This is a genomic window from Pantoea cypripedii (genome assembly GCF_002095535.1).
In the GTDB taxonomy this organism is placed as follows: Bacteria; Pseudomonadota; Gammaproteobacteria; order Enterobacterales; family Enterobacteriaceae; genus Pantoea; species Pantoea cypripedii.
On record NZ_MLJI01000001.1, the window covers coordinates 2,600,874 to 2,625,147 of the forward strand.

A 24,274-nucleotide genomic window follows, 5' to 3' on the forward strand; every position below is an offset into this window, starting at 1 on the left:
TTCCCGTCAACATTTAATCATTATTACAAACTTTTTGTTCCCGGGGCCGCAGGATCGACCGCACCGCCCAGATACGCACTGCGTACATCCTCGTTATGCAGCAATTCCTCGCCGCTGCCACGCAGCAGAATTTCACCGTTGACCATGACATAGCCACGATCGGCCAGTTGCAGCGCATGGCGGGCATTCTGCTCCACCAGAAACAGCGTCATGCCCTGTTGTGTCAGTTCACGCAGGATGCTGAAGATCTGTTTCACCACCAGCGGTGCGAGACCGAGGCTGGGTTCATCCAGCAGCAGCAGCTTTGGCCGACTCATCAGCGCACGCGCTATCGCCAGCATTTGCTGCTCACCACCGGACAGCGTCATCGCACGTTGCTTACGCCGTTCCAGCAGGCGTGGAAACAACTGGTACATGCGGTCCTTATCCTCGCGCACATGACGATCGCCAATCGAGATGGTGCCCATCAGCAAATTTTCCTCCACCGTCATATCGGGGAAAATGCGCCGCCCCTCCGGGGCCTGGGCAATGCCGCTGGCGGCTATCGCATGGGTCGATTTATGGCTGATGGCTTCGCCGCGAAAGCGAATCTCCCCGGCGGCGATACGCGGCTGGCTGAATATCGACATCAGCAGCGTGGATTTGCCCGCGCCGTTGGCCCCAATCAGCGCTACGGTTTCCCCTTCGTTCACCGTCAGAGAGACCTGTTTCAGGGCCTGCACCGGACCGTAAAACACATCCACCCCTTCAAAACTCAGCATCGGTTCAGCCATGATCACTCTCCTCTTCCGCGCCGAGATAGGCGGCAATCACTTTCGGGTCATGACGGATTTGCTGCGGCGTGCCCTGGGCAATCACATCGCCGTGATCCAGCACCACGATATGGTCAGAGATGCGCATCACCATCGGCATATCGTGTTCGATTAACAACACGCTGATGCGATGGTCAGCGCGCAGACGATGCAGAATCTGGCTTAACGCCCCGGTTTCCACCGGGTTGAGTCCGGCAGCCGGTTCATCGAGGCAAATCAGCTCTGGCCGCGTGCACATGGCGCGGGCAATCTCCAGCCGTCGCTGCTGGCCGTAAGACAAGGTGCCCGCCAGCCGGTTGGCGCTGCCGACCAGGTCCACATTCTCGAGCCAGTAAAACGCCCGATCCAGCGCGCGATTTTCCGCCTCGCGATAACCGCGGGTATTGAGGATGCCCGCCAGCAGCTGGCGGTTAACCTGCATATGTTGCGCTACCAGCAGATTCTCAATCACCGACATTTCACGGAACAGACGGATATTCTGGAAGGTACGCGCCAGACCGGCACGGTTCACCAGATGCGCACCGCCAAACATTTTGTACCAGACGCGTGAACCGAGCCGCGCCGGGTGCAGCCAGTCAGTGGGGTGAATTTTCTGTCCCAGCACCTGAATGACGTCGGTGGATCGCTGCCTGGCGTTCAGGGTGATACGCCCCCCCGTCGCGCGGTAAAAGCCGGTTAAACAGTTAAATACCGTGGTTTTTCCCGCGCCGTTGGGGCCGATTAACGCCGTGACCGAGCCGCGTTCAACGGCCAGGCTGACGTCATTCAGCGCCTTAATGCCGCCAAAGCGCATCATCAGGTTATCCACCTGCAAAATAGCATCACTCATGGCGCACTCCCTTACGCAGCGGCACGCCTACGCGTGCGGTTCGCACCAGCCCGCGTGGTCGCCAGATCATCATCAGCACCATCAGCACGCCAAACAGCAGCACCCGGTACTCGGCGAAGCTGCGCAGCAGCTCGGGAGCAACCGTCAGCACAAACGCCGCCAGTACCACACCCAGCGTCGAACCCATCCCGCCCAGTACCACAATGGCGAGGATCAGTGCCGATTCGAAAAAGGTAAACGAGGTCGGATTGACGAAACCCTGATAGCTGGCAAAGAACACCCCGGCGATACCGGCGGTTGACGCGCCCAGCATAAACGCCGACAACTTGACCAATACGTGATTCAGCCCCATCGCCCGGCAGGCGATCTCATCTTCGCGCAGCGCTTCCCAGGCGCGACCAATCGGCATGCGCGTCAAGCGATGTTTGATAAACAACACCAGCAGCACCACCAGAACCAGCACCACGTAGATAAAGATAAACTTCATGTTCGGGTTGTAGTCGAGGTGGAAAAACTCGTTATACGGCACCCCGCCCTCGCGTGCACGGCGACCAAATTCCAGCCCGAGAAAGGTGGGAGACGGCACCGATACCCCATTGGGGCCACCGGTAAATGTCAGCCAGTTGTTCAGCACCAGACGGATGATTTCGCCAAAACCGAGGGTGACAATCGCCAGATAATCGCCGTGCATCCGCAGCACCGGGAAACCCAATAGCGCACCAGCAAAGGCGGCCATCAGCGCCGCCAGCGGCAACATGCTCCAGAAGCCGAGGCCGAGATACTCATAACCGAGGGCCAGCCCGTAGGCACCGATGGCGTAAAACGCCACATAACCGAGATCGAGCAGACCCGCGAGACCCACCACAATATTCAGCCCAAGACCAAGCAAGACGTAAATCAGCCCGAGAATCGCCACCGTCAGCAGGTATTTACTCGAGAGGAACGGAAACGCCAGCGCCACCACCAGCAGCACAGGCAGGATCCAGCGTAAATGGGAGCGGTGACCTGGTTCGCGCACGTACACGCCATCATCATTGCCTTCAAATTTACGCGCGAAGCGTTGCCCGGCAGCGGATTGCTGAAACAAGCTAAACAGCAGACGACCCACCATCACCACCGCCACCAGCACAGCAACGCGCTGCGGCGAGAGATGAAAACTGTAGCCATCCAGCACCACACCGACAATCGGACCAAACACCACCAGCGCCACCAGCCCGGCCATCACACAATCCAGCAGCGACTGGCGCACATCGATTCGTTGCGTCATTGCACTCATTTTGGCGTCCTCACACTTTGGCAACCAGCGGTCGTCCCAACAGCCCCTGTGGCCGGAAGATCAAAATCACCACCAGCAGGGCAAAAGAGAACACATCTTTGTAATCGGAGTTCACCAGCCCGGCGAACTGCGCTTCGGCCACGCCAAGCAGCAGGCCGCCGAGCATCGCCCCCGGCAACGAACCTATGCCGCCCAGTACCGCCGCAGTAAAGGCTTTGATGCCGATAACGAAGCCAATGTAGAAATCAAAGGTGCCGTAGTTCAGGGTGACCAGCACGCCAGCCAGACCCGCCATCGCCGCGCCAATCATAAACACCAGCGAAATCACCCGATCGGTGTTGATACCGAGAATGGCGGCCATGCGCCGATCCTGTTGCACTGCGCGGCAAATGCGACCCAGCCGCGTGTACTGAATAATCCAGGTGAGCAGCGCCATACCGCACAACGCGGCAATCAGGATAAACACTTTGGTCCAGGTGATTTGCACCACGCCATCGCCAATTTCCATGCGCAACACCCCGGACATCAGGGTGGGAATACCCTGCTGATTCGGACCCTGACTTATTTGCACATAATTTTGCAAAATCAGTGACATACCGATGGCTGAAATCAGCGGTGCAAGGCGGGTGGAGTTACGTAACGGACGATAGGCGATGCGCTCGATAGTCCAGCCGTAGACCGCCGTCACCACAATGGTGAAGATCAGAGTGCCGAAAATCAGCAGTGGGAAGGAGTGAATGCCAAAAAAGCTGAGCAGCCCCAGCCCGATGGCACAAAGATAGGCAGAGACCATATACACCTCGCCGTGGGCGAAGTTGATCATGCCAATGATGCCGTAAACCATGGTGTAGCCAATGGCGATCAGCCCGTAAACCGCGCCCAGTGTCAGGCCGTTCACCAGCTGCTGGAGAAAGAAGGCTTCCATATGCAAGTCCCGTGCTTAAAGGGAGCGCAAACCTCGCGCCCAATCGCGAATGGCCCCGCAACACGCGGGGCCGCGTGTCAGCTTACAGCTGGTGATATTTGCCTTTATCGTCCCACTGATAAACCACGTAATCCGAGACTTTCAGATCGCCTTTACCATCCCAGGCTTTTTTGCCCATCACGGTATCAACGCTATTGGCCTTCAGCCACTCACTGGCTTTGGCGTTATCTTTACCTGCGGCTTTGTAAGCGGCAGCCAGTGCCTGTACTGAAGCGTAGGCATACAGGGTATAGCCTTCCGGCTCAAAACCACCGGCGCGGAATTTGGCGATCACCGCTTTGCCGTCAGGAATCTGACGCGGGTCCTGACCAAATGTCATATAAACGCCTTTGGTGTATTGCGGGCCGCCCGCTGCGGTCACCATATCTTCAGTCACGATACAGTCACCGGAGAAGAAGGCAGCCGTCACGCCCTGTTCACGCATTTGACGTACCAGCGGACCGGCTTCCGGGTGGCAGCCACCGAAGTACACCACATCCGGTTTGACTGAGGCGATTTTGGTCACCAGCGCGTTAAAATCTTTCTCGCCGCGCGACAGACCTTCATACAACACCTCGTTGACTCCGCGCTTTTCCAGTGCAGCCTTGGTGGCATCGGCCAGCCCCTGGCCGTAGGTGTCTTTGTCGTGGATCACCGCCACGCGTTTGGCTTTCAGCTTATCGATGATGTAGTCAGCAGCAATCGCCCCCTGCTGATCGTCGCGGCCACACATACGGAACATGGTTTTCATGCCGCGTTCGGTGATTTGCGGGTTAGTCGAGCCGGGGGTAATCGCCAGTACACCGGCATCGTCATACACTTCGGAAGCGGGCATAGTGGAAGAGGAACAGAAGTGCCCCACCACTGCCAATACCTTGTCCTGGTCTACCAGGCGATTGGCGACGGCCACGGCCTGTTTCGGTTCGCAGGCGTCGTCCCCCTGCACCAGCACAATTTTTTCACCATTCACCCCTCCGGCAGCGTTGATGTCTTCAGCTGCCTGAGTGGCACCCTTCCAGTACTGTGCGCCGTAAGTGGCGTTGGGGCCTGAGAACGGACCGGCCACCCCAATCTTAATATCCGCCTGGGCATAAAACGCCGCGCTCAGGCAACCTGCAATCACAACCTTCAATGGTAATTTTATGAATTTCAAAGACATGCTTTCAATCCTCAACGGGTCAGGAACGGAGCCATACCACGGCCTGGGAGAAATCAATTTCTGAAACTTAACGATGTGCAGTGTGTGACCAGCAGGGCCACGGTTAACAATCAAGCAAAAAGCTCGCCAAAGGTAAGCATTGGTGACAAGTTTTTGCACCGGCATCGCGCCAAAGCGGGAGGGAACGCGTCTGCTGATCTTAACCATAGCCAGCGTTTTAAGACGCACCAGCACTCTGTTGGTGCAGAATGCGGTTGATCACAGATTCTTCATGGTGCTGAGGGGTTTACCCGCTATGCTATAGCCAAATCGACCCAAAATTGATGCGGGAGAACTTATGAATACACAACGGAACGGCATCAGCAGCCAGCAGGCGCTGGATGAACTTGAGCGGCTGTACAGCAACGCGGTAGACGCGTTACGCAACGCCATTCGTGACTTTACCGAACACGGGCGGCTACCTGATGAGGCAGCGCGTCAGCAGGGGTTATTTGTCTACCCGGAGCTGCGTATTACCTGGGCTGGCGATGGGCCGCAACGTAATCGTACCCGTGCCTGGGGTCGCTTTACGCATACCGGCAGCTACAGCACCACCATCACGCGCCCGGCGTTATTGCGTCACTATCTCAGTGAGCAATTGCTGATGATTGAGAAAGAGTACGAGGTGGTGATTGAAGTCGGGCCATCGCAGCAGGAAATTCCTTACCCTTATGTGATTGACGGTTCCGATTTGTCTCTGGACCGCTCGATGAGCGCCAGCATTGCCCGCCATTTCCCCACCACCGAACTGTCGCAGATTGGCGATGAAACCGCCGATGGCCTGTTCAACGCTGACGCGCTGTTCCCGCTGTCACACTTTGATGCATTACGTACCGACTTCTCATTGGCGCGTCTGCGTCATTACACCGGCACCGGTGTGGAGCACTTCCAGCCATTTGTGTTGTTTACCAATTACACACGCTACGTTGATGAGTTTGTCCGCTGGGCGATTGAGCAGGTGCAGGATCCCAGCACCTCCTACGATAGCCTCGCCTGCGCCGGTGATGTGGTGATCACCAAAGACACCCAGGATCCGGAAGCGATGATGTCGGATCTGGCGTGGAAGAAGCATCAGATGCCCGCCTGGCACCTGACCTCACCCAATCGCCGTGGCATTACACTGGTCAACATTGGTGTTGGCCCGTCCAATGCCAAAACCATCTGCGACCATCTGGCGGTGGTACGTCCGCACGCCTGGCTGATGATTGGCCACTGTGGCGGCCTGCGTGAAAGCCAGACCATTGGCGATTACGTGCTGGCCCATGCCTATCTGCGTGACGACCATGTGCTGGACAGCGTACTGCCGCCGGATATCCCGATTCCGAGCATCGCCGAGGTGCAACGTGCGCTGTACGACGCCACCAAAGCGGTGAGCGGCATGCCGGGTGAAGAGGTCAAACAACGCCTGCGTACCGGCACCGTGGTGACCACCGATGACCGCAACTGGGAGCTGCGTTATTCCGCTTCTGCGCTGCGCTTTAATCTCAGCCGCGCGGTGGCGGTGGATATGGAAAGCGCCACCATCGCCGCCCAGGGTTATCGTTTCCGGGTGCCTTACGGCACGCTGCTGTGCGTTTCGGATAAGCCGCTGCACGGTGAAATCAAACTGCCTGGTCAGGCGAATCGTTTCTACGAGGGAGCGATTTCCGAGCATTTGCAGATTGGGATTTGTGCGGTGGAGCTGCTGCGCGCCGAGGGGGATAAGTTGCATTCACGCAAATTGCGAACTTTTAATGAGCCGCCGTTCAGGTAAATAATGTCACCGCTCCTTTGTGAGCGGTGATTTCCGCCCCCCTCCGCCTTCTCCGCCAAAAAGCCCTGTGCCCCTTTACCCTGGGCAAAATGAACCCCGTCCGTTGCTGTAACTTGCGACAACGTTCACATCATGCAACCTAAGCTTTAGTATAGTTAGATGTATTATGGTATTTACTAAGAAAAGTTTTGCCATCTGACCAGGCTAACGACGGAGAGATTTAACATGGCAGCTATACCTGTATTGAAATTATCTTTGTTAGAGGGGAGCCGGAATGATAAAGATAAATTTATCAGCCTGTTAACGGAAGCCGCTCATGATGTTGGTTTTTTCTATCTTAGCGATCATGGCGTCGCAGCATCATTCCTGACGGAAGTTCGTGAACAAACCCGAAAGTTTTTTTTATTATCTGAAGAAGAAAAACTCTCGGTTTCAATGATTAACTCCCCTCACTTCAGAGGATATAACCGAGCTGGTAATGAATTAACCAACGGTAAAGCAGACTGGCGAGAACAATTTGATATCGGGGCTGAACGAAATCCCTATAACTTAACGGATAAGGATCCTATCTGGATGGGCCTGCATGGTTTTAATCAATGGCCTGCATCCTTGCCTGAGTTGAAGAACACCCTTCTTTTCTACAACAATATATTAACCAGCATCTCGCTGAGATTACTCAGAAGCCTTGCATCAGGTCTGGGGTTGCCAGAAAATTCTTTTGACAAAATATACGGTGACACACCTAACGAACATATCAAACTCATCAGATATCCACGCTGTAAAAAAATAACCGAGACTCAGGGTGTGGGGGCTCATAAAGATTCTGGCCTTCTTACGCTAATTCTTCAGGACGAAAATAAAGGCTTACAAGTTAAGACTAACGATAACAAGTGGGTTGATGTTTCCCCAATTGATAATACCTTTGTGGTTAATCTGGGCGAGCTACTGGAGTTAGCCACTAACGGATACCTCAAAGCAACCGTTCATAAGGTTCTGGCTCCGGCAGGAGAGAATGACAGAATTTCTGTGGCCTATTTCTTAGGTGCCAGTCTCGATTCTGTCGTACCGGTATTCAGATTGCCCGCAGAGTTAACCTCAGATTCCTCATTTATCGAAACTGACCCAAACAACCCGCTACTCAGAGATGTGGGTCTGAATTATATGAAGGGAAGGCTGCGCTCTCATCCGGATGTTGCTAAGAAATATTATGCAGAATGGGGCAATTTTCTATGAAAAATAAACTGGTAGTGTTAACAGGCGCCAGTTCCGGATTTGGCGCTGAAGTTGCCAGAGCTCTGAGCAACCGGGGATATTGTCTTGCTCTCCTGGCCCGGCGTATCGATAAACTACATGCGATGAATCTGGCAAACTCCCTGTGTTTTGAAGTCGATGTTACCTGTCGTGAGCAGGTCTTTCATGCTATTCGCAAGGCTGAAGAGAAGTTTGGCGATGTAGATTGCATCATAAATAATGCAGGAGTGATGTTACTGAGTGAATTAGAATATCAGAATCATGACGAATGGAATCGAATGATTGATACCAATATCAAGGGCGTCATCAATGGTATGCAGGCGGTCTTGCCCTCCATGCGCGAACGGAAAACAGGAACAATAATCAATATCTCCTCTCTGGCGGGTCAAAAGACCTATCAATACCACGCTGCATATTGTGCCACTAAGTTCGCCGTCCACGGTTTGTCCGACAGCGTTCGTTGGGAGGTTGCCCCGGACAACGTCCGGGTTATCACTATCTCTCCGGGTGCCGCCGAAACGGAGCTTATCAGCCATATTAGTGACGACTTCGTGAAAAATGATTATATCGAATGGAAAGAAAGCATAGGCGGTGTCATTTCTGCCAAAAATGTTATTGATAGCATCATATTTTCATACGAGCTGCCGCAATCAGTATGTGTGCGCGATCTTAAAATCGCGCCGACAAGACAACAAAATTAGCACTCTTTATTTTTCCTGGAAGGCCAGTTATTCAGAGTCAGTAAATGAGATGACACTTACACATTCAGTGTAAATCTTTTCTTTTATTCAGGATCCTTTTTATCGCTTCCTGCTCTGTTTCTGCGCCTTCTACCTCACCTTCGCAAATAGCAATCCAGTAGTCGGATAGCTTGCCTTTTTGTTGTGGCAAATGAAATGTTTTGAGTTTTTTCTCTTTGTTTTTCATAACAGTGATCGTCCTTGTTAATTGCACACATGCAAAGCATGGCAGCAATATCCTTTCATCAAAAAAATATGAGCGCGAGAACATTCAATATGGCTACTACTGATAGTAGGGTTATTTTTCAGCAACCTCAAGCCGAAGGGTTATTTTTTGAGTGGTTTTGTGATCACCCTATTATTCACTGGAATGCTGGCATTATGTTGGTAAAAAACTCAAATCATGAATTTATCACATCAAACTCAGTATTCAGTAGTTATTCAGGTTACACACCGGAATCCCTCATAGGCCTGAATGATGGAGATATGCCATGGGCAGAAAATAAAGATATTTACATAAATCACGAAAAAGACATTCTATGAATTTTCATAGGTTTTTTTCTTCTGATTTACATCATTTATTACTCCATATATAAATCATCACGTGACGTAGAGATATTCAATTTAAGGGATGAATAGGCAATGGAGCGAAAAGGGAAAATGAGTCTTAAAGACTGGCATATAGAGGATATTCTTGCTGCGGTCAGAAAAAAGAAGAAGTCTCTTGCTGCACTTTCAAGGGAAAATGGACTTGCGGCTGGAACATTAAACAATGCTCTGCGGAGACCCTGGCCACGGGGAGAAAAAATTATTGCGCAGGCTTTAGGCCTGACTCCCGGTGAAATATGGCCCAGTCGGTATTCAGGAGGCAACAAAAAACAAAGAAAACCACTACTTACAAAGAAAATAAAATCTTAACGGGAGACTAGCGGGATGTCCATCCTCATTAACGTCCAGATATCGGCCAGAACCGTGCGATAAATCGCGCCACTAACACCCAGCAGCAACACGAAACCCCAGGATCAGCATAACTGTGACAGCGGTGGGGTGAGCGCCATCCGGACTCGCTGAGCGCAGGAACGATTCCAGGATGAGCCGCAAGGATGCGGCGAAAGGCGGCGTGTAGCGGCGCGATTTATCGCGCGAAAAAGCCGCGAAGCGGCGAGGAAGGCGGCGCAGGGCCGTGGAATGCAAAGGGGACGGCCAGGTCCCCTTTGCTCGGTCGCCGCACTGGCGAACTGAAACTTGCCAGTGCCCGTGGCGAACGAAACTATCTCAGTAGCTAACGAAACCGCCTCAATACGCGATTACGCACTCAACCAACCCAGTTTAATCACAAACAGGATCGACATAATAATCAGCGCCGCATTCACCTCTTTAGTACGACCGCTCAGCAGCTTCACTACCGTCCAGGTAATAAAACCAAACGCAATACCGTTAGCGATGGAGTAAGTCAGCGGCATGGTCAGCGCAGTTACGGTGACCGGGGCTGCGGTGGTGATGTCTTTCCAGTCAATCTCTGCCAGGCCGGATGCCATCAGTACGGCAACAAACAGCAGCGCCGGAGCGGTAGCGAATACCGGTACACTGCCCGCCAGCGGCGAGAAGAACAGGCTGAGCAGGAACAGAATGGCAACCACAATCGCAGTCAGACCAGTACGGCCACCGGCGCTGACGCCCGCTGCCGATTCCACATAACTGGTGGTGGTCGAGGTACCCAGCAGTGAACCAAACAGTGCTGCCGCACTGTCGGCAATCAGCGCACGGCCCATTTTCGGCACGTTGCCCTGCTCATCCGCCAGACCGGCACGCTTCGTCACACCCAGCAGAGTCCCGGTGTTGTCGAACACGTCCACAAACAGGAAGGCAAAAATCACGCTCACCAGGCCGACGTTAAAGGCACCCGCGATATCCAGATGCAGGAAAGTCGGGGCGATTGACGGCGGTGCAGAGAACACGCCACCAAACGGCGTCAGGCCAATGCCCATCGACAGGAAGGTGACGATCAGAATACCAATCAGCACCGCACCGGTCACGCGACGCGCTTCCAGTACCACGATGATAACAAAGCCCAGCAGTGCCAGCAGCGGACCCGGTTTAGTCAGGTCACCCAGCCCCACCAGGGTGGCCGGGTTATCGACCACGATACCCGCCCCTTCCAGCGCAATCAGTGCCAGGAACAGGCCGATACCCGCCGCAATCCCGGCGCGCAATGGCAACGGAATGCTGGCAATAATCCACTCACGAATCTTGAACACCGACAAGGCAAAGAAGATACAGGCAGAGAGGAATACCGCACCCAGCGCGATTTGCCAGGTGTAACCCATGTGCAGTACTACTGTGTAAGTAAAGAAGGCGTTGAGGCCCATACCCGGTGCCAGCGCAATCGGGTAGTTGGCAATCAGGCCCATCAGGACGCAGCCAATCGCCGCCGCCAGACAGGTCGCCACAAAGACCGCACCCTTATCCATGCCCGTCGCACCGAGGATGCTTGGGTTAACGAACAGGATATAGGCCATTGCCAGGAAGGTGGTTATGCCCGCAATAACTTCGGTGCGGACCGTTGTGTTGTGCGCTTTTAGCTTGAATAGTTTTTCTAACATCATCATCTCTCGTGATGGGGAGACGTCACTGACGTGCGTTCTCTTGCCAATGGGGTGTGCATGCGCGTTATTGTTTCGGGAAAAAGCAGACGGGGCTGCATGCTCTGCCATCGATCCGCCTTGTATACAAACTCCTTTCCCCTCAGTCCTCATAGCAATTGCTATGCCATGCCGGGACGCAATCGTTTACCTTCTCAATCACAGCACCGGCTAAGACTATTCTGAACCAGAACGAGGCGCGATTATGGTGCATTGCACCATGTGTGCGCAATCGTTTTCCCACAGGTCAATGGGGGGGTGAAAAAAGATTGCGGTAACGCACGCTTTCGCATTCTGTCAGGCGATGTCGCTCACGTTTCTGTTGCCTGATGCAGCAGGCAAAAGCGGTCGGTATACACTCTCCGTTAACTCTTCCATAACAAAAGAGGCCCGTAATGAAGCCCGCGATTCTGGTAGTGGATGACGATCGTGCCGTCTGCGAACTGCTGCACGATGTGTTGAGTGAACATGTTTTTACCGTTTATAGCTGCCACCAGGGCAAAGACGCGCTGACATTACTGGCCGCGCATCCGGAAATTTCGCTGGTGATGCTGGATATGATGTTACCGGACACCAATGGGCTGCTGGTGTTGCAACAGATGCAACGACAGCGGCCCGAGTTGCTGGTCATCATGCTGACCGGTATGGGATCGGAAGCGGATATGGTGGTCGGGCTGGAAATGGGCGCGGACGATTACATTGCCAAACCCTTCAATCCACGCGTGGTGGTGGCGCGCGCCCGCGCCGCGTTACGTCGTTGCGGACGGCTGGCGCAACCGGACAGCGTCCAGGATGATGGCTGGCAATTTAACGGCTGGCGACTGGATGAAGCACGTTGCCAGTTGTTCAACCCTCAGCGTGAAAGCGTGCCGCTCACCCAGGGCGAGTATGCGCTGTTGCGTGCGCTGGTGTGCCACGCACGTAAAGTGCTGACGCGCGATCAGTTGCTGGAACTCACCCACAGCGAAACCCTGGATGTGTTTGATCGCACCATTGATGTGTTAATTATGCGGCTGCGGCGCAAGATTGAAATGAACCCGCACCAGCCCAGCCTGATTCGCACCATCCGCGGACTTGGTTATGTTTTCTCCGCTGATGTGATGCGTCCGGCGTCGGTCGCGCCAGTCACGCAAATCGCCTGACCCATCCAGCGCTGCATCTCGCTCAAAGGGCGGGTGCCGTCCAGCGCATTGGCCGCATGCAAATTGAAACAGGCGCAGGTGTGCGCCAGCTTTAGGGTGTCGGTCATCGGCCAGCCCTGGTGGCTGGCATACAGCACCCCGGCGCAGAAAGCATCCCCTGCGCCGACGCTGCCGACAATCTCCTCCGGTTGTAACTGCCACGCCGGTTGCCAGTGCCCTTCGCCACCCACCGGCAACCCCCATGCGCCCTCGGGGGCATGGATCACCACGCGCTGCCGTACCCCCTGTTGCGCCAGCCAGCGGGCAGCGGCAGCAAAGCTGGCAGGCGGCGCGAGTCCCTGTTCGCTGCGCAGGCTGATGCCGGTGAGCGATTGCGCTTCCAGTTCGTTAATCACCAGATAGTCGAGCCAGCGTAACGCGGGCACCACCAATGCCTGATACTCCCCGGCACGCGACACCAGATCGAGTGAGGTCAGATAACCGCGCTGCTGCATCTGCGCCAGCAACTGTGCGCTGCGCGTGCCCCAGGTTGTATCCGGTACATCGAGGGCATCCAGCAGCAGCAGATACCCCAGATGGAAGATGCGATGATCGGTATTCACAGCGGAAAAATGCGCCAGATCGAGCTGCGCATTGGCTCCCCGCGCATGGAAGAACGTGCGCTGTCCATCGGGCGTGGTCATCACCTGAGTCATGGCGGTATTCACGCTGCGGGTACGCTGGACAAAACGTCGCTCAACATGATGCTGGTCCAGCAGTTGCACCAGGTAGTCGCCGTCGCTGTCCTCACCGATCATCCCGACAGCCGCCAGCGGCAGGTTGATCTGCATACGTGCCAGGGTGAATAACACATTCGGCACCGCACCACCGCTACACTTTTCGCTGTGGTGGATTTCGGCCAGCCAGCCCTGCTCCGGCCAGTGGCTGATACGCTGCACATGATCCACCAGCATGCTGCCTGCCGCTAAGATGCCGCTGCGTGCCACCATCTCAGGCTCTCACGGCGCTGCCAAATACCCGCATCTGCTGCGCCACCACGTTGGCGATATCGCGCTCCACCGCCATCAGTAGCTCGGCAAAGGCATCGTAACGTGCTTCACGCTGGGCAATCTGGCTCTCAATCGCCCCCAATGCCGCCTGCGACATGCCAGTGTAGAAATTGATTTTATGAATGCCGAGGCTGATAGCGTGACGGAAATCCGCATCGCTGATGCCGGAACCGCCGTGCAGCACCAGCGGCACCCGTGCCGCATCGCGGATCGCCGCCAGCCGGTCGAAATCGAGTTTAGGTTCGCCTTTGTATTTGCCATGCGCATTGCCTATCGCCACCGCCAGGCAATCAATGCCGGTGCTGCGCACAAACTCCGCCGCCAATCGGGGATCGGTAAATTTGTCGCTGTCCGCTTCACCAAACAACGCGCCACCTTCATCCCCGCCGACCGCGCCGAGTTCCGCTTCCACCGACACCCCGAGCGCGTGGCAGATCTTCACCACTTCCTGGGTCTGACGCACGTTCTCGTCATAACTGAGGGTGGAACCATCAAACATCACCGAGGTAAAACCGAGACGGATCGCCTGCATCACCGCTTCGAAATGCAGGCCGTGATCGAGGTTCAGCACTACCGGAATATCGTGCAACGCCGCCTCAGTGCGGATGGCCGCAATCAGATGATCGAGGCTGACATACTTAAAATGCACCTCGGCGATATTGATGATAAACGGTGAACGCTGCTGCTCTGCCGCGTGGAACAAGGCGCGCAGAAAGTGGGTATCGAGCACGTTAAACGCGCCGAGGGCATAACCGTTTTGTTGCGCATGAGCCAGGCCCTGCGCCAGTGAGATCAGTGCCATATCGTTGCTCCTTCAGTCCAGCCAGCGGGCATATTCGTTACACAGCAGCCAGCGCGGGTCTTCATCCTCATCAATCGGGTTGAAGCGCGCCAGCGGGGTGAGAAAGACGTTGTCGTGCTCGTCATCGTTCGGCATGGAAACCTCCCCTACCAGCACGTCACCGTAACCCTCTTCGCCCCAGAAGCTGTGCCAGATACCCGGCACCAGGGTGACGCTCTCCCCCGGCGACAGGCGCAGTTGTGATCCGGCGGCATGGGTCTGACGAATGCCATCAAGGGTGACATTCACCGCTGTGTTGGCCAGCCGGTCGCCATCACGATTGTGCAGCGTGACAATCAGGTTGCCGCCGCCACGATTGATAATGTCTTCCATCTTTTGCGGGTGGTAATGCATCGGCGTCACCTGCCCTTCCCGCACATGCATGATCTTTTCCGCGTAGGGTTTCGCCCACGGCTTGCCGCCGCGCGAACCGTTACGCAGGGTGAACAGGGTTAAACCGGTCTGAAAGAAATCCTGTGCGCCAAAGCTGGTGACATCCCAGCCGAGGTGCAGCGCCAGCAGCTCGTCGGCCGCCGGCTTATCCAGCGCACGCCACTGGCTCAGGCCATAATCAGCCCAGCTGGGCAGATGGACATCCTGGCGCATAAAGAATTCACGGGTGAGTTGCAGAATGGTATTCACTTCCGAACGTTGCATCACTGCGTCTCCGGTCAGTGGAAAGTGGGGGCGGCCCGCATGCGCACCGCCCGCGTCGGTTATTTCACCGTCCAGCCTTTGTAGCTGCTAACGTTGTTGCGGTCGATCATCGACACCGGGATCAGCACCGGCTTATCCGGCGCAGGTTTGCCTTGCAGGATGTCGTAACCGATCTCCACCGCTTTCGCCGCCATTACCTGTGGGTCCTGCGCCGGGGTGGCGACAAACAGCGAACCTTTACGTTTCAGCGCCTCTTCACCGTCCGGGCTGCCATCGACGCCAACAATAAAGAATTCATGGCGCTGCGCCTGTTTAGCCGCTAAATCCGCGCCGATGGCGGTAGGATCGTTAATGGCGAACACCGCATCAATTTTCGGGTTAGCCGACAGCAGGCCGGTCATCACCTCCAGCCCACCTTCGCGGCTGCCTTTGGCGTTCTGGTTGGAGGACAGGATCTTGATATCCGGGTGGGTTTTGAACTCGTTCATGCAGCCTTCCACACGGTTCTGCACCGCTGAAACCGGCGGTCCGTTGATGATTACCACATTGCCTTTGTCTTTCAGGCGGTCAGAGATGTATTTACAGGCCATTGCCCCTGCGGCGGTGTTATCGGAGGTGATGGTGGCATCGGCACCTTCGGCAGCCACGTCCACCGCCACCACCACGATCCCGGCATCGCGGGCGCGTTTGACGGCAGGCGCGATCCCTTTCGAGTCAGCGGCGTTGAGGATGATCATGTCCACTTTGGCGGCGATAAAGTTGTCGATTTGCGCCACCTGCTGGCCGAGATCGTATCCGCTGGAGACCAGCGTCACCTTCACGTCATCTCCCGCCAGCTTGCGTGCTTCCAGTGCCGCCCCTTTGGTGATCTGCACGAAGAACGGGTTGGCGAGATCGCCGACGGTGACACCAATGGCTTTTAACTCTTTGGCCTGGACCAGCGGTGCGCTGAGAAGCGTGGCCGCCAGCAGTCCGGTGATAATCGGATTAAAACGCATAGTCGATGTTCTCCTGCTTTTTTTGTTGGTATTGCGTTGCGCGATAAATCGCGCCGCTACAAAATCGTGCGCCATCCCGTAGCGGCGCGATTTATCGCGCGTTTTTTTCTCTTTCAACCCACGTGATGCCGGGTACGGTACTTGTCGATCAACACGGCAATAATGATCACCCCACCCTTAATCACCAGCTGCCAGAAGTACGACACCCCCATCAGCGTCATGCCGTTGTTCAGCGTGGCGATAATCAACGCACCAATCAGCGTGCCGGTGATGGTGCCGATACCGCCGACAAAGCTGGTGCCACCGAGAATCACAGCAGCAATCGCGTCCAGCTCGTAACCCACCCCGAGGTTGCCGTTGGCGCTGTACAGCCGCGAGGCGCTCATCAACCCGCCCAGCCCGGACAGCAGGCCACTGACGGCATAAACGAACGCCAGCACCGCCCCGACCTTAATGCCGGTGAGACGTGCCGCCTGCATATTGCCGCCCACCGCGTAGATATGAACCCCCAGCGTGGTGCGGCGCAGAATGAACCAGCACAAGGCAATCACCGCAAAGGCAATGACAATCAGCCACGGAATCGGCCCGATATAGCCATTGCCTATCCACTCAAAGTTGATGTCGGAGTTAATCACCGTGGTGCCGTCTGCCAGCAGATAAGCCGCGCCACGCAAGGCGGTGTAGGTGCCGAGGGTAACGATAAACGGCGGCAATCCGGCCCAGGCCACCAGCAGGCCATTGAACAGCCCCATGATGAGTCCTGCTCCCAGCGCCGCCGGGATGGTCAGGCTGGCAAACGCCGGGTCGAGCGAGACCACCATCGCCACCACCGCCGTGGTGCCGAGCATCGAACCGACCGACAAATCAATGCCGCCGGTGAGGATGACAAAGGTCATGCCCGCCGCCAGCACGATGTTGATCGACGCCTGACGAGTGATGTTCAGCAAGTTGGCTTCGGTAAAAAAGTTAGGTGCGACAAAGCCAAACACCGCGACGATCAAAATCAAAATCGGCAGGATGCCGACGGTCTGCAACAGATCCGCCATCAGCGCGCGTTTCAGCGTCGGGTTTTTCATACGGGTGGTTTCACTGGTCATCCGCGTCTCCTCAAGGCTCGACCGGCTGTGCGCCGGTGGCCAGTGTCATAATGTTTTCCTGGCTAATCTGTTCACCGCTCAGTTCACCGGCAATGGTGCCTGCGCGCATCACGTATACCCGGTCGCTCATCCCCACCACTTCCGGCAGTTCACTGGAGATCATCAGAATCGCCACGCCCTGCTGCGCCAGCTGGCTCATCATGCGGTAGATTTCACTTTTGGCACCGACATCCACGCCGCGCGTGGGTTCATCGAGGATCAGAATGCGCGGGGCAATCGCCACCCAGCGCGACACCAGCAACTTCTGCTGATTGCCACCGGACAAGCCTCCGGCGCGCACCTGGGCATGGGGAACACGAATGTTGAGGGTCTGGATCGCCTCACTGGCGATCTTCTGGCCTTTGCGCCGATTGAGCAGGCCATAGCTGGCGTCACGTTCCAGCGTCGCCATCACAATATTTTCCTGGGCGGCCAGTTCGAGAAATAACCCCTGCTCTTTACGGTTCTCGGTAAGAAAGCCAATGCCGTGGGCGATGGCTTCGCGCGGGGAGTGAATTTTCACTTTCTCACCATCAATCCACACATCGCCGCTACTCGGCTTGTGCACGCCAAAAATCAGCTGCGCCAGTTCGCTGCGCCCGGCCCCCACCAGGCCCGCCAGCCCGACAATCTCTCCGGCGCGCACCGCCAGGCTGCTGGGATGGACCTTTTTGCCGTCTGTCAGGTGGTTAACTGCAAGGCGAATTTCACCGAAAGGAATGGTGCGATCTTTGTTAAACAGATCGCTGAGCGGACGCCCGACCATCATGCGCACCAGTTCGCTGGCGTTGAGTTGATCACGCGTCAGACTGCCGACATACTGACCATCACGCAGCACGCTGACGCGGTCAGAGAGTTCATACACCTCCGCCATGCGGTGGCTGATATAGATAATCGCCATCCCCGCGCTGCGCAGACGTTTGATCAAGGCAAACAATTGCTCGGTTTCGCGGTTGGAGAGCGCGGCGGTGGGTTCATCCATCACCAGGATGCGGCTGTTGCGATGCAGCGCGCGGGCGATTTCCACCTGCTGCTGCTCGGCAATGCTGAGACGGCTGACCAGATCGGTGGCGCTGAACTGCGCGCCGAGGCGATCGATCACCTGCTGCGCCTCTTCCGCCATCTGGCGACGTTTGACCAGGCCCACGCGGGTGATTTCGCTACCGAGAAAGATGTTTTCCGCCACCGTCAGATTGGGGGCCAGATTGATCTCCTGATAAATCAGGGTGATGCCTGCCGCCAGCGCGTCTTTCGGTCCTTTAATGACATAGGGTTGACCATCAATCAGGATTTCCCCGCTGCTGGCGGTGTATGCCCCGGCCAGAATTTTCATCAGCGTGCTTTTGCCCGCGCCGTTTTCCCCCATCAGCGCATGCACCTCGCCGGGCCAGACTGTCAGATCCACCCCTTTCAGCGCGTAGAAACTGCCAAAGCGCCGGGTAATTTCCCGCATTTCCAGAATCGGTGTGGCCGCCATCGGTTCGCTCCTGCTGGCAAATCGTGCAGCGAGTTAAGCAATGACAGATAAATGGAAAATGTCAGCCGCCATTCATATTTGTCATAAAGCACCGCCTGGCGACTTCTATACTCGCGCAAATAAAGGCCGGTTGGAGGACGCAGCATGAGTCGAAGTCTGCACTGGCAGGTAGGCGCGCGCGGTCGCCTGCTGCTGTTTAATCTGCTGGTGGTGTGCGTCACCCTGGCGGTGGGTCTGGTGGCGATTAGTGGATTTCGCCACGCCGGTCACATTCAGGAACAGGCGCAGGCGCAAACCCTCGCCGATATGAGTGGCAGCCTGGCGCTGGCACGCGACACCGCCAACGTGGCAACCGCCGCAGTGCGACTTTCCCAGGTGGTGGGCGCGCTGGAGTACCAAAGTGAATCGGCGCGCCTGCAACAAACCCAGCAGGCGTTGCAGCACTCGCTGAATCAACTGGCGCGTGCACCGCTGGCGTTGCTGCAACCGGCCTTGCTGCAACGTATCCGTGAACGCAGCCAGATGCTGGAGCAAAGCATCAATCAGCTGCTGCTCAAGGGCCATGAGCGCCATCTGCAACGCAACCTGATGCTGAGCGGCCTGTGGCAGGCTCAGTTGCTGCTCAACCATATCGATAGCCTGGCAGTGCAGCAGCCCTTTTCCCCCGACCTGCGCCAGCAAACCACCCGCCTGCTTACCGTCGCCATTCAGTCCACGATGCCGCAGGCGGCAGTGCGCCAGCTGAATACGCTATTTGATGCGTGGTCAGCGCTGCCAACGCAGGGGGTACTGGCGGATAAAGTGCAGCAACTGGTCAGCACCGAACGTGCGCTGCTGCCGGTTGCCACCGAGCTGGATCAGAGCGATATCGCCATTGCCTACGCCACCTATCGCATCAAAGCGCTGGTGGCGATGCTCAACGATGACATCACCCATTACGTGCAGCTGGTGGCGCAGCAAACGGATACCCGCAGCCAGGCCACCCATCAGGAGCTGGACTCCATCATCGGCTTTATCGGCCTGTTTATGTTGCTGGCGCTGCTGATCACCGGGTATGCCGGTTACTACATTTATCGCAACCTGGGTTCCAGCCTGACGGCCATCGCCCACGCCATGACGTTGCTGGCGCAGGGGGAGAAAAGTGTCAATGTGCCCGGACTGGCGCGGCGTGATGAGCTGGGGGACCTGGCGCGCGCCTTTAACGTGTTCGCGCGCAATACCGCCTCGCTGGCACACACCTCGCGTCTGCTGAAAGAGAAAAGTAACCAGCTGGAGTCCACCTTTCTGGCGATGCGCGATGGCTTTGCCCTGTTCGACAACAGCGGCGGGTTGGTGGTGTGGAATGCGCAATACGCGCAACTGCTGGGTATCGCGCCACGTGAATTGCATCGCGGCCTGCATTATCAGCAATTGCTGAAGCAACTGGAGATTGAACTGCACGGAATGGGTGAAGCGCAGGAGGTGCGGCTGGCGGATGGCCGCACGCTGGAACTGCGTTTCAGCCCGGTGCCACGGCGTGGTATGGTCAACACCGTGCTGGAACGCACCACGCGCAAAGCGCTGGAAGAGGCACTGCTGCACAGCCAGAAAATGAAGGCGGTTGGGCAACTCACCGGCGGGCTGGCTCACGATTTCAATAATCTGCTGGCGGTGATTATTGGCAGCCTGGCCCTTACCGTCGATCAACTGCCGCCCGGTACCCTCGCCAGCCGTATCGAACGCGCACGCCAGGCGGCGGATCGGTCCGCCCAGCTCACCCAGCGTCTGCTGGCCTTTTCGCGCAAACAGGCGCTGTATCCACGCGCCGTGTCGGTGGTCGATTTGGTGGATAATTTGCAGGGTCTGTTGCAGCACTCGCTGCTGCCGGGGCAGCAACTGGTGATTGAGGCCGAGCGCCCCGGTTGGCCCGCGTGGATCGACGCCGGACAGCTGGAGAATGCGCTGATGAATCTGGTGGTCAATGCGCGCGATGCGATGGAAAAGCAAAGCGGCGAAATCCGCCTGCGTATCTGGCATCAGCGGCGTGACGAAGGCGACCGCGTCACCATTGAAGTGATCGACCACGGTTGCGGCATGTCCGCCGAGGTACAGGCGCAGGTGTTCGAACCCTTTTTCACCACCAAAGCGATTGGCAGCGGCAGTGGGCTGGGATTGTCGATGGTGTATGGCTTTGTGCGTCAGTCCGGCGGGCAAATCGAACTGGAAACCGCGCCCGGCCAGGGCACCACGGTGCGCCTGTTATTGCCGCGCGCGCCTGATGTGGCACAGTCCGCGTCCGCCGTTGCGCCCCAGTTGCTGAGCGCCAGCGCCGACCGGCTGGTGTTGGTGCTGGATGACGAACCGGCGGTGCGCCAGACGTTGTGCGAACATTTACATCAGCTGGGCTACCTGACGCTGGAGTGTGGCGATGGCGAAAGCGCGCTGACGCTGCTGCGCCAGACGCCAGATATCGAACTGCTGATCAGTGACCTGATGCTACCCGGCAACCTTAACGGTGCCGATGTGATCCGCCAGGCGCAGCAGCAGTGGCCGCAACTGGCGACGCTGCTGATCAGTGGGCAGGATTTGCGCCAGACGCCGGTGATGCTGCCGCTGTGTGAGCGGCTGGCAAAACCCTGGCATCAGGCGCAGCTGGTGCAGGCGCTGGAACGCGCCTGGCAGCGTAGTGAACGGCTCAGTCGCGCGCGGCGGGCTGCCACAGCGGCACCGCTTTCCCGGTGATATAGCGTTTACGCAGTCGGCTGGAGATCACATCCATAATCATCACGATCGCCGCGAGGATCACGGTGATAAACATCACCACGTCCCAGTTCCACAGGCGCATATTCTCGGCATACACCAGGCCGACACCGCCGGCGCCAACAAAGCCCAGCACGGCCGCCGAGCGGGTGTTGGATTCAATCTGGTACAGGCTGAGGGCGAGGAAGGTCGGGAACGACTGGGTGAAAATACCGAAGCGGTGTTTTTGCAGGCTGTTGGCCCCTACGGCCCCCAGGCCACGGCTCGGCGAACGTTCCACCGCTTCGTGTCCTTCGGCATACAGTTTGCCGAGCAGGCCAATGTCCTGCATCACAATCGCCAGCACCCCGGCCAGCGGCCCCATGCCGACAGCACGCACAAAGATCAGACCCCAAATCGCCATATCGATGCCGCGCAATATATCCAGCACACGGCGCATCAGCAGCGAAATCGGACGGGTAAGCGGATCGTGCATCACGTTACGCGCCGCCAGGAAGGAGATCGGCAGCGCCAGCAGCGTCGCGGTAAAAGTACCGGCAAACACAATCGCCAGCGTGATACCAATCTGCGACAGGTAATAACCGAATGGCCAGTTGGCGAAATCCTGCCAGACAAACATGCGCAGGAAATAACGTCCCAACTGCTGGCAACCAATCAGCAGACGACTCCATTCGATACCAAAAACTTCAAAGAAAAAGACGTAGTAGAGAATCACTGCCAGTGCGATCAGCGCAATGCGGCGCAGATAGCGCTTTTGTGCGGCAAACAGCGCCGGGTGTTCCTGCTTCAGTTTGCCGATATCCGGGGCGAGAGCAATCATGCGCGTTCTCCTTCCACCACGCGACGGCGCAGCCAGCCAGAGATCGTATCCAGCAGCGACACCACCACGATGATCAGCAGCAGCGTAATGCTGACCTGATCGTAACGGTCGAGTTTGATATTGGTCATCAGCTCCTGGCCGATGCCCCCTGCCCCTACCAGACCCAGAATGGTGGAGGAGCGGAAATTAATCTCCAGACGCATAAAGCTGTAGGAGAGGAAGGTTGGTTTGACCTGCGGCCAGAAAGCAAAGCGCATGCGCTGCAATTTGCTGGCACCGCAGGCGGCCAGGCCGCGTACCGGCTTGTCCGACGCACTTTCAATCGACTCGTAGAACAGCTTGGTCAGGCTGCCAACTGTGTGCAATGCCAGCGCAAGAAAGCCGGGAATGGCACCAATGCCAAAGGCCATCACGAACATCACCGCCCACGCCAGTTCCGGCATGGTGCGCAAAAAGGCAACAAACGCACGGATGGCGAGACGCACGCCAGCGGGAGATTGCGTATTGTCGGCGGCGAAGAAGGCCAGCCCGGCGGCGATAGCCACGCCAATCACCGTGGACGAAATCGCCAGCTGTAAGGTTTCCCAGATCAGCGGCAACTGAATATTCAGGCGATAGCCCCAATACGCGAAGGAACCTTCGGTTTTCACATCAGCAAACAGCACCGGCAAATGCAGCACAGGCATAGTTTCGCCAATGTAATCAAAGAAATGTGGCAATGATTGCCAGACAGTGACCAGGTTGAATTCCGCGATTTTGCCCGCAGCCAGATACAGCGCCACCAGCAACAGCGACCACAGCAACGTGTCACGCTTTTGCTGACGACGGATGCGTTGATAGTAGTGTTCGAAATCGGTCAAAGGGGGAATCCTGTGGTTGATGGGGGGAATTGACTGACGTTCACCCGTAGCGGCGCGATTTATCGCGCAATTCCGTGCATGTTGCCGGAAAAACCTGCGCGATAAATCGCGCCGCTACAGATGGGGGCGATTTATCGCCCCCTGTAACCTTACCCGCGGCTGCCCTTCATCAGGTCACGCTTCATATCAATGATGTTCTGATAGTCAGCGACAGTTGCCGGGCCGATATGCTGCTCACCGCCCACTGCTTTAACAAAGCAGCTGTGATCTTCTTTATCCAGTTTCTTGATGGTTGCCACCACTTTTTCTTTAAAGTCGGCGGGCAGATTGTTGCTCACCAGGATTGGGCCGTTCGGGATCAACGGTGATTTCCAGATGATGCGAATCTGTTTCATCAGGTCCGGGTGGTCCATACGAATCAGACGACCAAACGCACCTGAGGTGTAACCGGTGTTGTAATCACCCACCAGTGAAGTCCAGGTTACCGCGCCGTCAAACTGACCATTCAGCACGCCGAGGATGTCTTGCTCGTGGCCGCCGGAGAAGGTCACGTTAGAGAAGGTGCCTTTGTACTTATCATCCACCGTGCCGCCAAACTCTTTCTTGAATGCCTGGTTCGGCATCAGGAAGCCAGAAGTCGAATCCGGGTCGGCCATGCCGAAGGATTTACCTTTCAGGTCTTCCAGCTTTTTGTACGGGCTGTCCGCTTTAACGATCACTACCGAGTGGTAACCTTGTGAACCGTCTTTGTCATCCACCACGATACCAACGATATCAACCGCTTTCGGGTTTTGCAGGTAGACCGAGGCATAGGATGCCGGTGACATACTCAGTACCAGGTCAATTTTGTTACCCAGCAGGCCCTGAATCACGCCTGAGTAGTCAGAAGAGTTACGCAGTTGGGTGTCAACATTCAGCTCTTTGTCGAAGAAGGTTTTCACACACTGGTTGTCGCCAATCTGCTGCGTGGCGTTCTGGCCACCCAGAATCCCGAGGTTAAGTTGCTTAGGGGCATCCGCTGCGTTAACGCCAAAAGCCATCAAAGCGCCAGTCAGTAAAGCTAAAGAGGTCAGTTTCATTGGTGGTTATT

General features: G+C 56.4%; 23 protein-coding genes. 7 read left to right on the forward strand and 16 right to left on the reverse strand.

Annotated features, from left to right (window positions below; genetic code table 11):
- Nucleotides 1-23: 23 nt before the first annotated feature.
- From HA50_RS12030 to HA50_RS12050, 5 genes are all read right to left on the reverse strand, one after another.
- Complete coding sequence (locus HA50_RS12030; protein ID WP_084875704.1) at nt 24-773, reverse strand: ABC transporter ATP-binding protein; 750 nt, start codon at nt 771-773, stop codon at nt 24-26.
- The gene (locus HA50_RS12035; protein ID WP_084875710.1) at nt 766-1,641 is read right to left on the reverse strand and encodes an ABC transporter ATP-binding protein; all 876 of its coding nucleotides are present in this window, start codon (nt 1,639-1,641) and stop codon (nt 766-768) included. The genes HA50_RS12030 and HA50_RS12035 overlap by 8 nt, the downstream gene beginning before the upstream one ends.
- Nucleotides 1,634-2,917 carry a high-affinity branched-chain amino acid ABC transporter permease LivM gene (gene livM / locus HA50_RS12040; protein ID WP_084875712.1) on the reverse strand — a complete coding sequence of 428 codons (1,284 nt, stop codon included), beginning with the start codon at nt 2,915-2,917 and terminating at the stop codon, nt 1,634-1,636. Before livM ends, HA50_RS12035 begins: the two co-directional genes overlap by 8 nt.
- Before the next feature lie 10 nt (nt 2,918-2,927).
- Nucleotides 2,928-3,842, reverse strand: a complete 915-nt coding sequence (locus HA50_RS12045) for an ABC transporter permease subunit (RefSeq protein WP_084875715.1) — start codon at nt 3,840-3,842, stop codon at nt 2,928-2,930.
- Between the two features lie 82 nt (nt 3,843-3,924).
- Nucleotides 3,925-5,040, reverse strand: a complete 1,116-nt coding sequence (locus HA50_RS12050) for a branched-chain amino acid ABC transporter substrate-binding protein (protein ID WP_084875717.1) — start codon at nt 5,038-5,040, stop codon at nt 3,925-3,927.
- 337 nt (nt 5,041-5,377) lie between these two features.
- Between HA50_RS12050 and HA50_RS12055 the strand changes: the two genes are divergently transcribed.
- From HA50_RS12055 to HA50_RS12065, 3 genes are all read left to right on the forward strand, one after another.
- Nucleotides 5,378-6,832 carry an AMP nucleosidase gene (locus HA50_RS12055; RefSeq protein ID WP_084875719.1) on the forward strand — a complete coding sequence of 485 codons (1,455 nt, stop codon included), beginning with the start codon at nt 5,378-5,380 and terminating at the stop codon, nt 6,830-6,832.
- Nucleotides 6,833-7,057: 225 nt separating this feature from the next.
- A complete protein-coding gene (locus HA50_RS12060) occupies nt 7,058-8,065 on the forward strand; it encodes an isopenicillin N synthase family dioxygenase (RefSeq protein ID WP_084875721.1) in 1,008 nt (335 codons plus the stop codon).
- Nucleotides 8,062-8,784: an SDR family oxidoreductase gene (locus HA50_RS12065; protein ID WP_084875723.1), complete on the forward strand. Its 723-nt coding sequence runs from the start codon at nt 8,062-8,064 to the stop codon at nt 8,782-8,784. Before HA50_RS12060 ends, HA50_RS12065 begins: the two co-directional genes overlap by 4 nt.
- Nucleotides 8,785-8,848: 64 nt before the next feature.
- On the opposite strand, the gene HA50_RS31390 is transcribed toward HA50_RS12065, so the two are convergent.
- A complete protein-coding gene (locus HA50_RS31390) occupies nt 8,849-9,010 on the reverse strand; it encodes a hypothetical protein (RefSeq protein WP_158087403.1) in 162 nt (53 codons plus the stop codon).
- An 89-nt stretch (nt 9,011-9,099) separates the two neighbouring features.
- Here HA50_RS31390 and HA50_RS31065 point away from each other — a divergent pair, with 89 nt between their 5' ends.
- Both HA50_RS31065 and HA50_RS12070 read left to right on the forward strand, forming a co-directional pair.
- A complete protein-coding gene (locus tag HA50_RS31065) occupies nt 9,100-9,366 on the forward strand; it encodes a hypothetical protein (RefSeq protein ID WP_139810925.1) in 267 nt (88 codons plus the stop codon).
- Nucleotides 9,367-9,483: 117 nt separating this feature from the next.
- Nucleotides 9,484-9,741 carry a helix-turn-helix domain-containing protein gene (locus tag HA50_RS12070; RefSeq protein ID WP_084878499.1) on the forward strand — a complete coding sequence of 86 codons (258 nt, stop codon included), beginning with the start codon at nt 9,484-9,486 and terminating at the stop codon, nt 9,739-9,741.
- A 389-nt stretch (nt 9,742-10,130) separates the two neighbouring features.
- On the opposite strand, the gene HA50_RS12075 is transcribed toward HA50_RS12070, so the two are convergent.
- On the reverse strand, nt 10,131-11,429 hold the full coding sequence (locus tag HA50_RS12075; RefSeq protein ID WP_217621306.1) for an NCS2 family permease: 1,299 nt from the start codon (nt 11,427-11,429) through the stop codon (nt 10,131-10,133).
- A 431-nt stretch (nt 11,430-11,860) separates the two neighbouring features.
- On the opposite strand from HA50_RS12075, the gene HA50_RS12080 reads away from it, so the two are divergent.
- Entirely contained in the window at nt 11,861-12,607 is a 747-nt protein-coding gene (locus tag HA50_RS12080) for a response regulator (protein ID WP_084875725.1), read from the forward strand.
- On the opposite strand, the gene HA50_RS12085 is transcribed toward HA50_RS12080, so the two are convergent.
- The 6 genes from HA50_RS12085 to HA50_RS12110 form a co-directional block, all read right to left on the reverse strand.
- On the reverse strand, nt 12,544-13,596 hold the full coding sequence (locus HA50_RS12085; protein WP_084875727.1) for a carbohydrate kinase family protein: 1,053 nt from the start codon (nt 13,594-13,596) through the stop codon (nt 12,544-12,546). The genes HA50_RS12080 and HA50_RS12085 overlap by 64 nt on opposite strands.
- Nucleotide 13,597: 1 nt before the next feature.
- On the reverse strand, nt 13,598-14,458 hold the full coding sequence (locus HA50_RS12090; RefSeq protein WP_084875729.1) for a ketose 1,6-bisphosphate aldolase: 861 nt from the start codon (nt 14,456-14,458) through the stop codon (nt 13,598-13,600).
- 12 nt (nt 14,459-14,470) lie between these two features.
- Nucleotides 14,471-15,154: a D-lyxose/D-mannose isomerase gene (locus tag HA50_RS12095; RefSeq protein ID WP_084875730.1), complete on the reverse strand. Its 684-nt coding sequence runs from the start codon at nt 15,152-15,154 to the stop codon at nt 14,471-14,473.
- Between the two features lie 59 nt (nt 15,155-15,213).
- Nucleotides 15,214-16,152: an ABC transporter substrate-binding protein gene (locus tag HA50_RS12100; RefSeq protein WP_084875732.1), complete on the reverse strand. Its 939-nt coding sequence runs from the start codon at nt 16,150-16,152 to the stop codon at nt 15,214-15,216.
- 113 nt (nt 16,153-16,265) lie between these two features.
- Nucleotides 16,266-17,249: an ABC transporter permease subunit gene (locus tag HA50_RS12105; RefSeq protein WP_084875734.1), complete on the reverse strand. Its 984-nt coding sequence runs from the start codon at nt 17,247-17,249 to the stop codon at nt 16,266-16,268.
- 10 nt (nt 17,250-17,259) lie between these two features.
- The gene (locus HA50_RS12110; protein WP_084875737.1) at nt 17,260-18,765 is read right to left on the reverse strand and encodes a sugar ABC transporter ATP-binding protein; all 1,506 of its coding nucleotides are present in this window, start codon (nt 18,763-18,765) and stop codon (nt 17,260-17,262) included.
- 144 nt (nt 18,766-18,909) lie between these two features.
- On the opposite strand from HA50_RS12110, the gene HA50_RS12115 reads away from it, so the two are divergent.
- Nucleotides 18,910-21,486, forward strand: coding sequence for an ATP-binding protein (locus tag HA50_RS12115; protein WP_084875739.1), 2,577 nt, complete (start codon nt 18,910-18,912; stop codon nt 21,484-21,486).
- Here HA50_RS12115 and phnE (HA50_RS12120) read toward each other — a convergent pair.
- From phnE (HA50_RS12120) to phnD, 3 genes are all read right to left on the reverse strand, one after another.
- The gene (gene phnE / locus HA50_RS12120; protein WP_084875741.1) at nt 21,440-22,324 is read right to left on the reverse strand and encodes a phosphonate ABC transporter, permease protein PhnE; all 885 of its coding nucleotides are present in this window, start codon (nt 22,322-22,324) and stop codon (nt 21,440-21,442) included. The two genes, HA50_RS12115 and phnE (HA50_RS12120), sit on opposite strands and share 47 nt — an antisense overlap.
- On the reverse strand, nt 22,321-23,184 hold the full coding sequence (phnE, locus tag HA50_RS12125; RefSeq protein ID WP_084875742.1) for a phosphonate ABC transporter, permease protein PhnE: 864 nt from the start codon (nt 23,182-23,184) through the stop codon (nt 22,321-22,323). The genes phnE (HA50_RS12120) and phnE (HA50_RS12125) overlap by 4 nt, the downstream gene beginning before the upstream one ends.
- 149 nt (nt 23,185-23,333) lie before the next feature.
- Nucleotides 23,334-24,263, reverse strand: a complete 930-nt coding sequence (phnD, locus tag HA50_RS12130) for a phosphonate ABC transporter substrate-binding protein (RefSeq protein WP_084875744.1) — start codon at nt 24,261-24,263, stop codon at nt 23,334-23,336.
- Nucleotides 24,264-24,274: the final 11 nt, after the last annotated feature.

Coding starts and splice junctions, on each gene's coding strand:
- HA50_RS12030 (WP_084875704.1), bottom strand. CDS start 773: ATGGCTGAACCGATGCTGAGTTTTGAAGGGGTGGATGTGTTTTACGGT.
- HA50_RS12035 (WP_084875710.1), bottom strand. CDS start 1,641: ATGAGTGATGCTATTTTGCAGGTGGATAACCTGATGATGCGCTTTGGC.
- livM (WP_084875712.1), bottom strand. CDS start 2,917: ATGAGTGCAATGACGCAACGAATCGATGTGCGCCAGTCGCTGCTGGAT.
- HA50_RS12045 (WP_084875715.1), bottom strand. CDS start 3,842: ATGGAAGCCTTCTTTCTCCAGCAGCTGGTGAACGGCCTGACACTGGGC.
- HA50_RS12050 (WP_084875717.1), bottom strand. CDS start 5,040: ATGTCTTTGAAATTCATAAAATTACCATTGAAGGTTGTGATTGCAGGT.
- HA50_RS12055 (WP_084875719.1), top strand. CDS start 5,378: ATGAATACACAACGGAACGGCATCAGCAGCCAGCAGGCGCTGGATGAA.
- HA50_RS12060 (WP_084875721.1), top strand. CDS start 7,058: ATGGCAGCTATACCTGTATTGAAATTATCTTTGTTAGAGGGGAGCCGG.
- HA50_RS12065 (WP_084875723.1), top strand. CDS start 8,062: ATGAAAAATAAACTGGTAGTGTTAACAGGCGCCAGTTCCGGATTTGGC.
- HA50_RS31390 (WP_158087403.1), bottom strand. CDS start 9,010: ATGAAAAACAAAGAGAAAAAACTCAAAACATTTCATTTGCCACAACAA.
- HA50_RS31065 (WP_139810925.1), top strand. CDS start 9,100: ATGGCTACTACTGATAGTAGGGTTATTTTTCAGCAACCTCAAGCCGAA.
- HA50_RS12070 (WP_084878499.1), top strand. CDS start 9,484: ATGAGTCTTAAAGACTGGCATATAGAGGATATTCTTGCTGCGGTCAGA.
- HA50_RS12075 (WP_217621306.1), bottom strand. CDS start 11,429: ATGATGTTAGAAAAACTATTCAAGCTAAAAGCGCACAACACAACGGTC.
- HA50_RS12080 (WP_084875725.1), top strand. CDS start 11,861: ATGAAGCCCGCGATTCTGGTAGTGGATGACGATCGTGCCGTCTGCGAA.
- HA50_RS12085 (WP_084875727.1), bottom strand. CDS start 13,596: ATGGTGGCACGCAGCGGCATCTTAGCGGCAGGCAGCATGCTGGTGGAT.
- HA50_RS12090 (WP_084875729.1), bottom strand. CDS start 14,458: ATGGCACTGATCTCACTGGCGCAGGGCCTGGCTCATGCGCAACAAAAC.
- HA50_RS12095 (WP_084875730.1), bottom strand. CDS start 15,154: ATGCAACGTTCGGAAGTGAATACCATTCTGCAACTCACCCGTGAATTC.
- HA50_RS12100 (WP_084875732.1), bottom strand. CDS start 16,152: ATGCGTTTTAATCCGATTATCACCGGACTGCTGGCGGCCACGCTTCTC.
- HA50_RS12105 (WP_084875734.1), bottom strand. CDS start 17,249: ATGACCAGTGAAACCACCCGTATGAAAAACCCGACGCTGAAACGCGCG.
- HA50_RS12110 (WP_084875737.1), bottom strand. CDS start 18,765: ATGGCGGCCACACCGATTCTGGAAATGCGGGAAATTACCCGGCGCTTT.
- HA50_RS12115 (WP_084875739.1), top strand. CDS start 18,910: ATGAGTCGAAGTCTGCACTGGCAGGTAGGCGCGCGCGGTCGCCTGCTG.
- phnE (WP_084875741.1), bottom strand. CDS start 22,324: ATGATTGCTCTCGCCCCGGATATCGGCAAACTGAAGCAGGAACACCCG.
- phnD (WP_084875744.1), bottom strand. CDS start 24,263: ATGAAACTGACCTCTTTAGCTTTACTGACTGGCGCTTTGATGGCTTTT.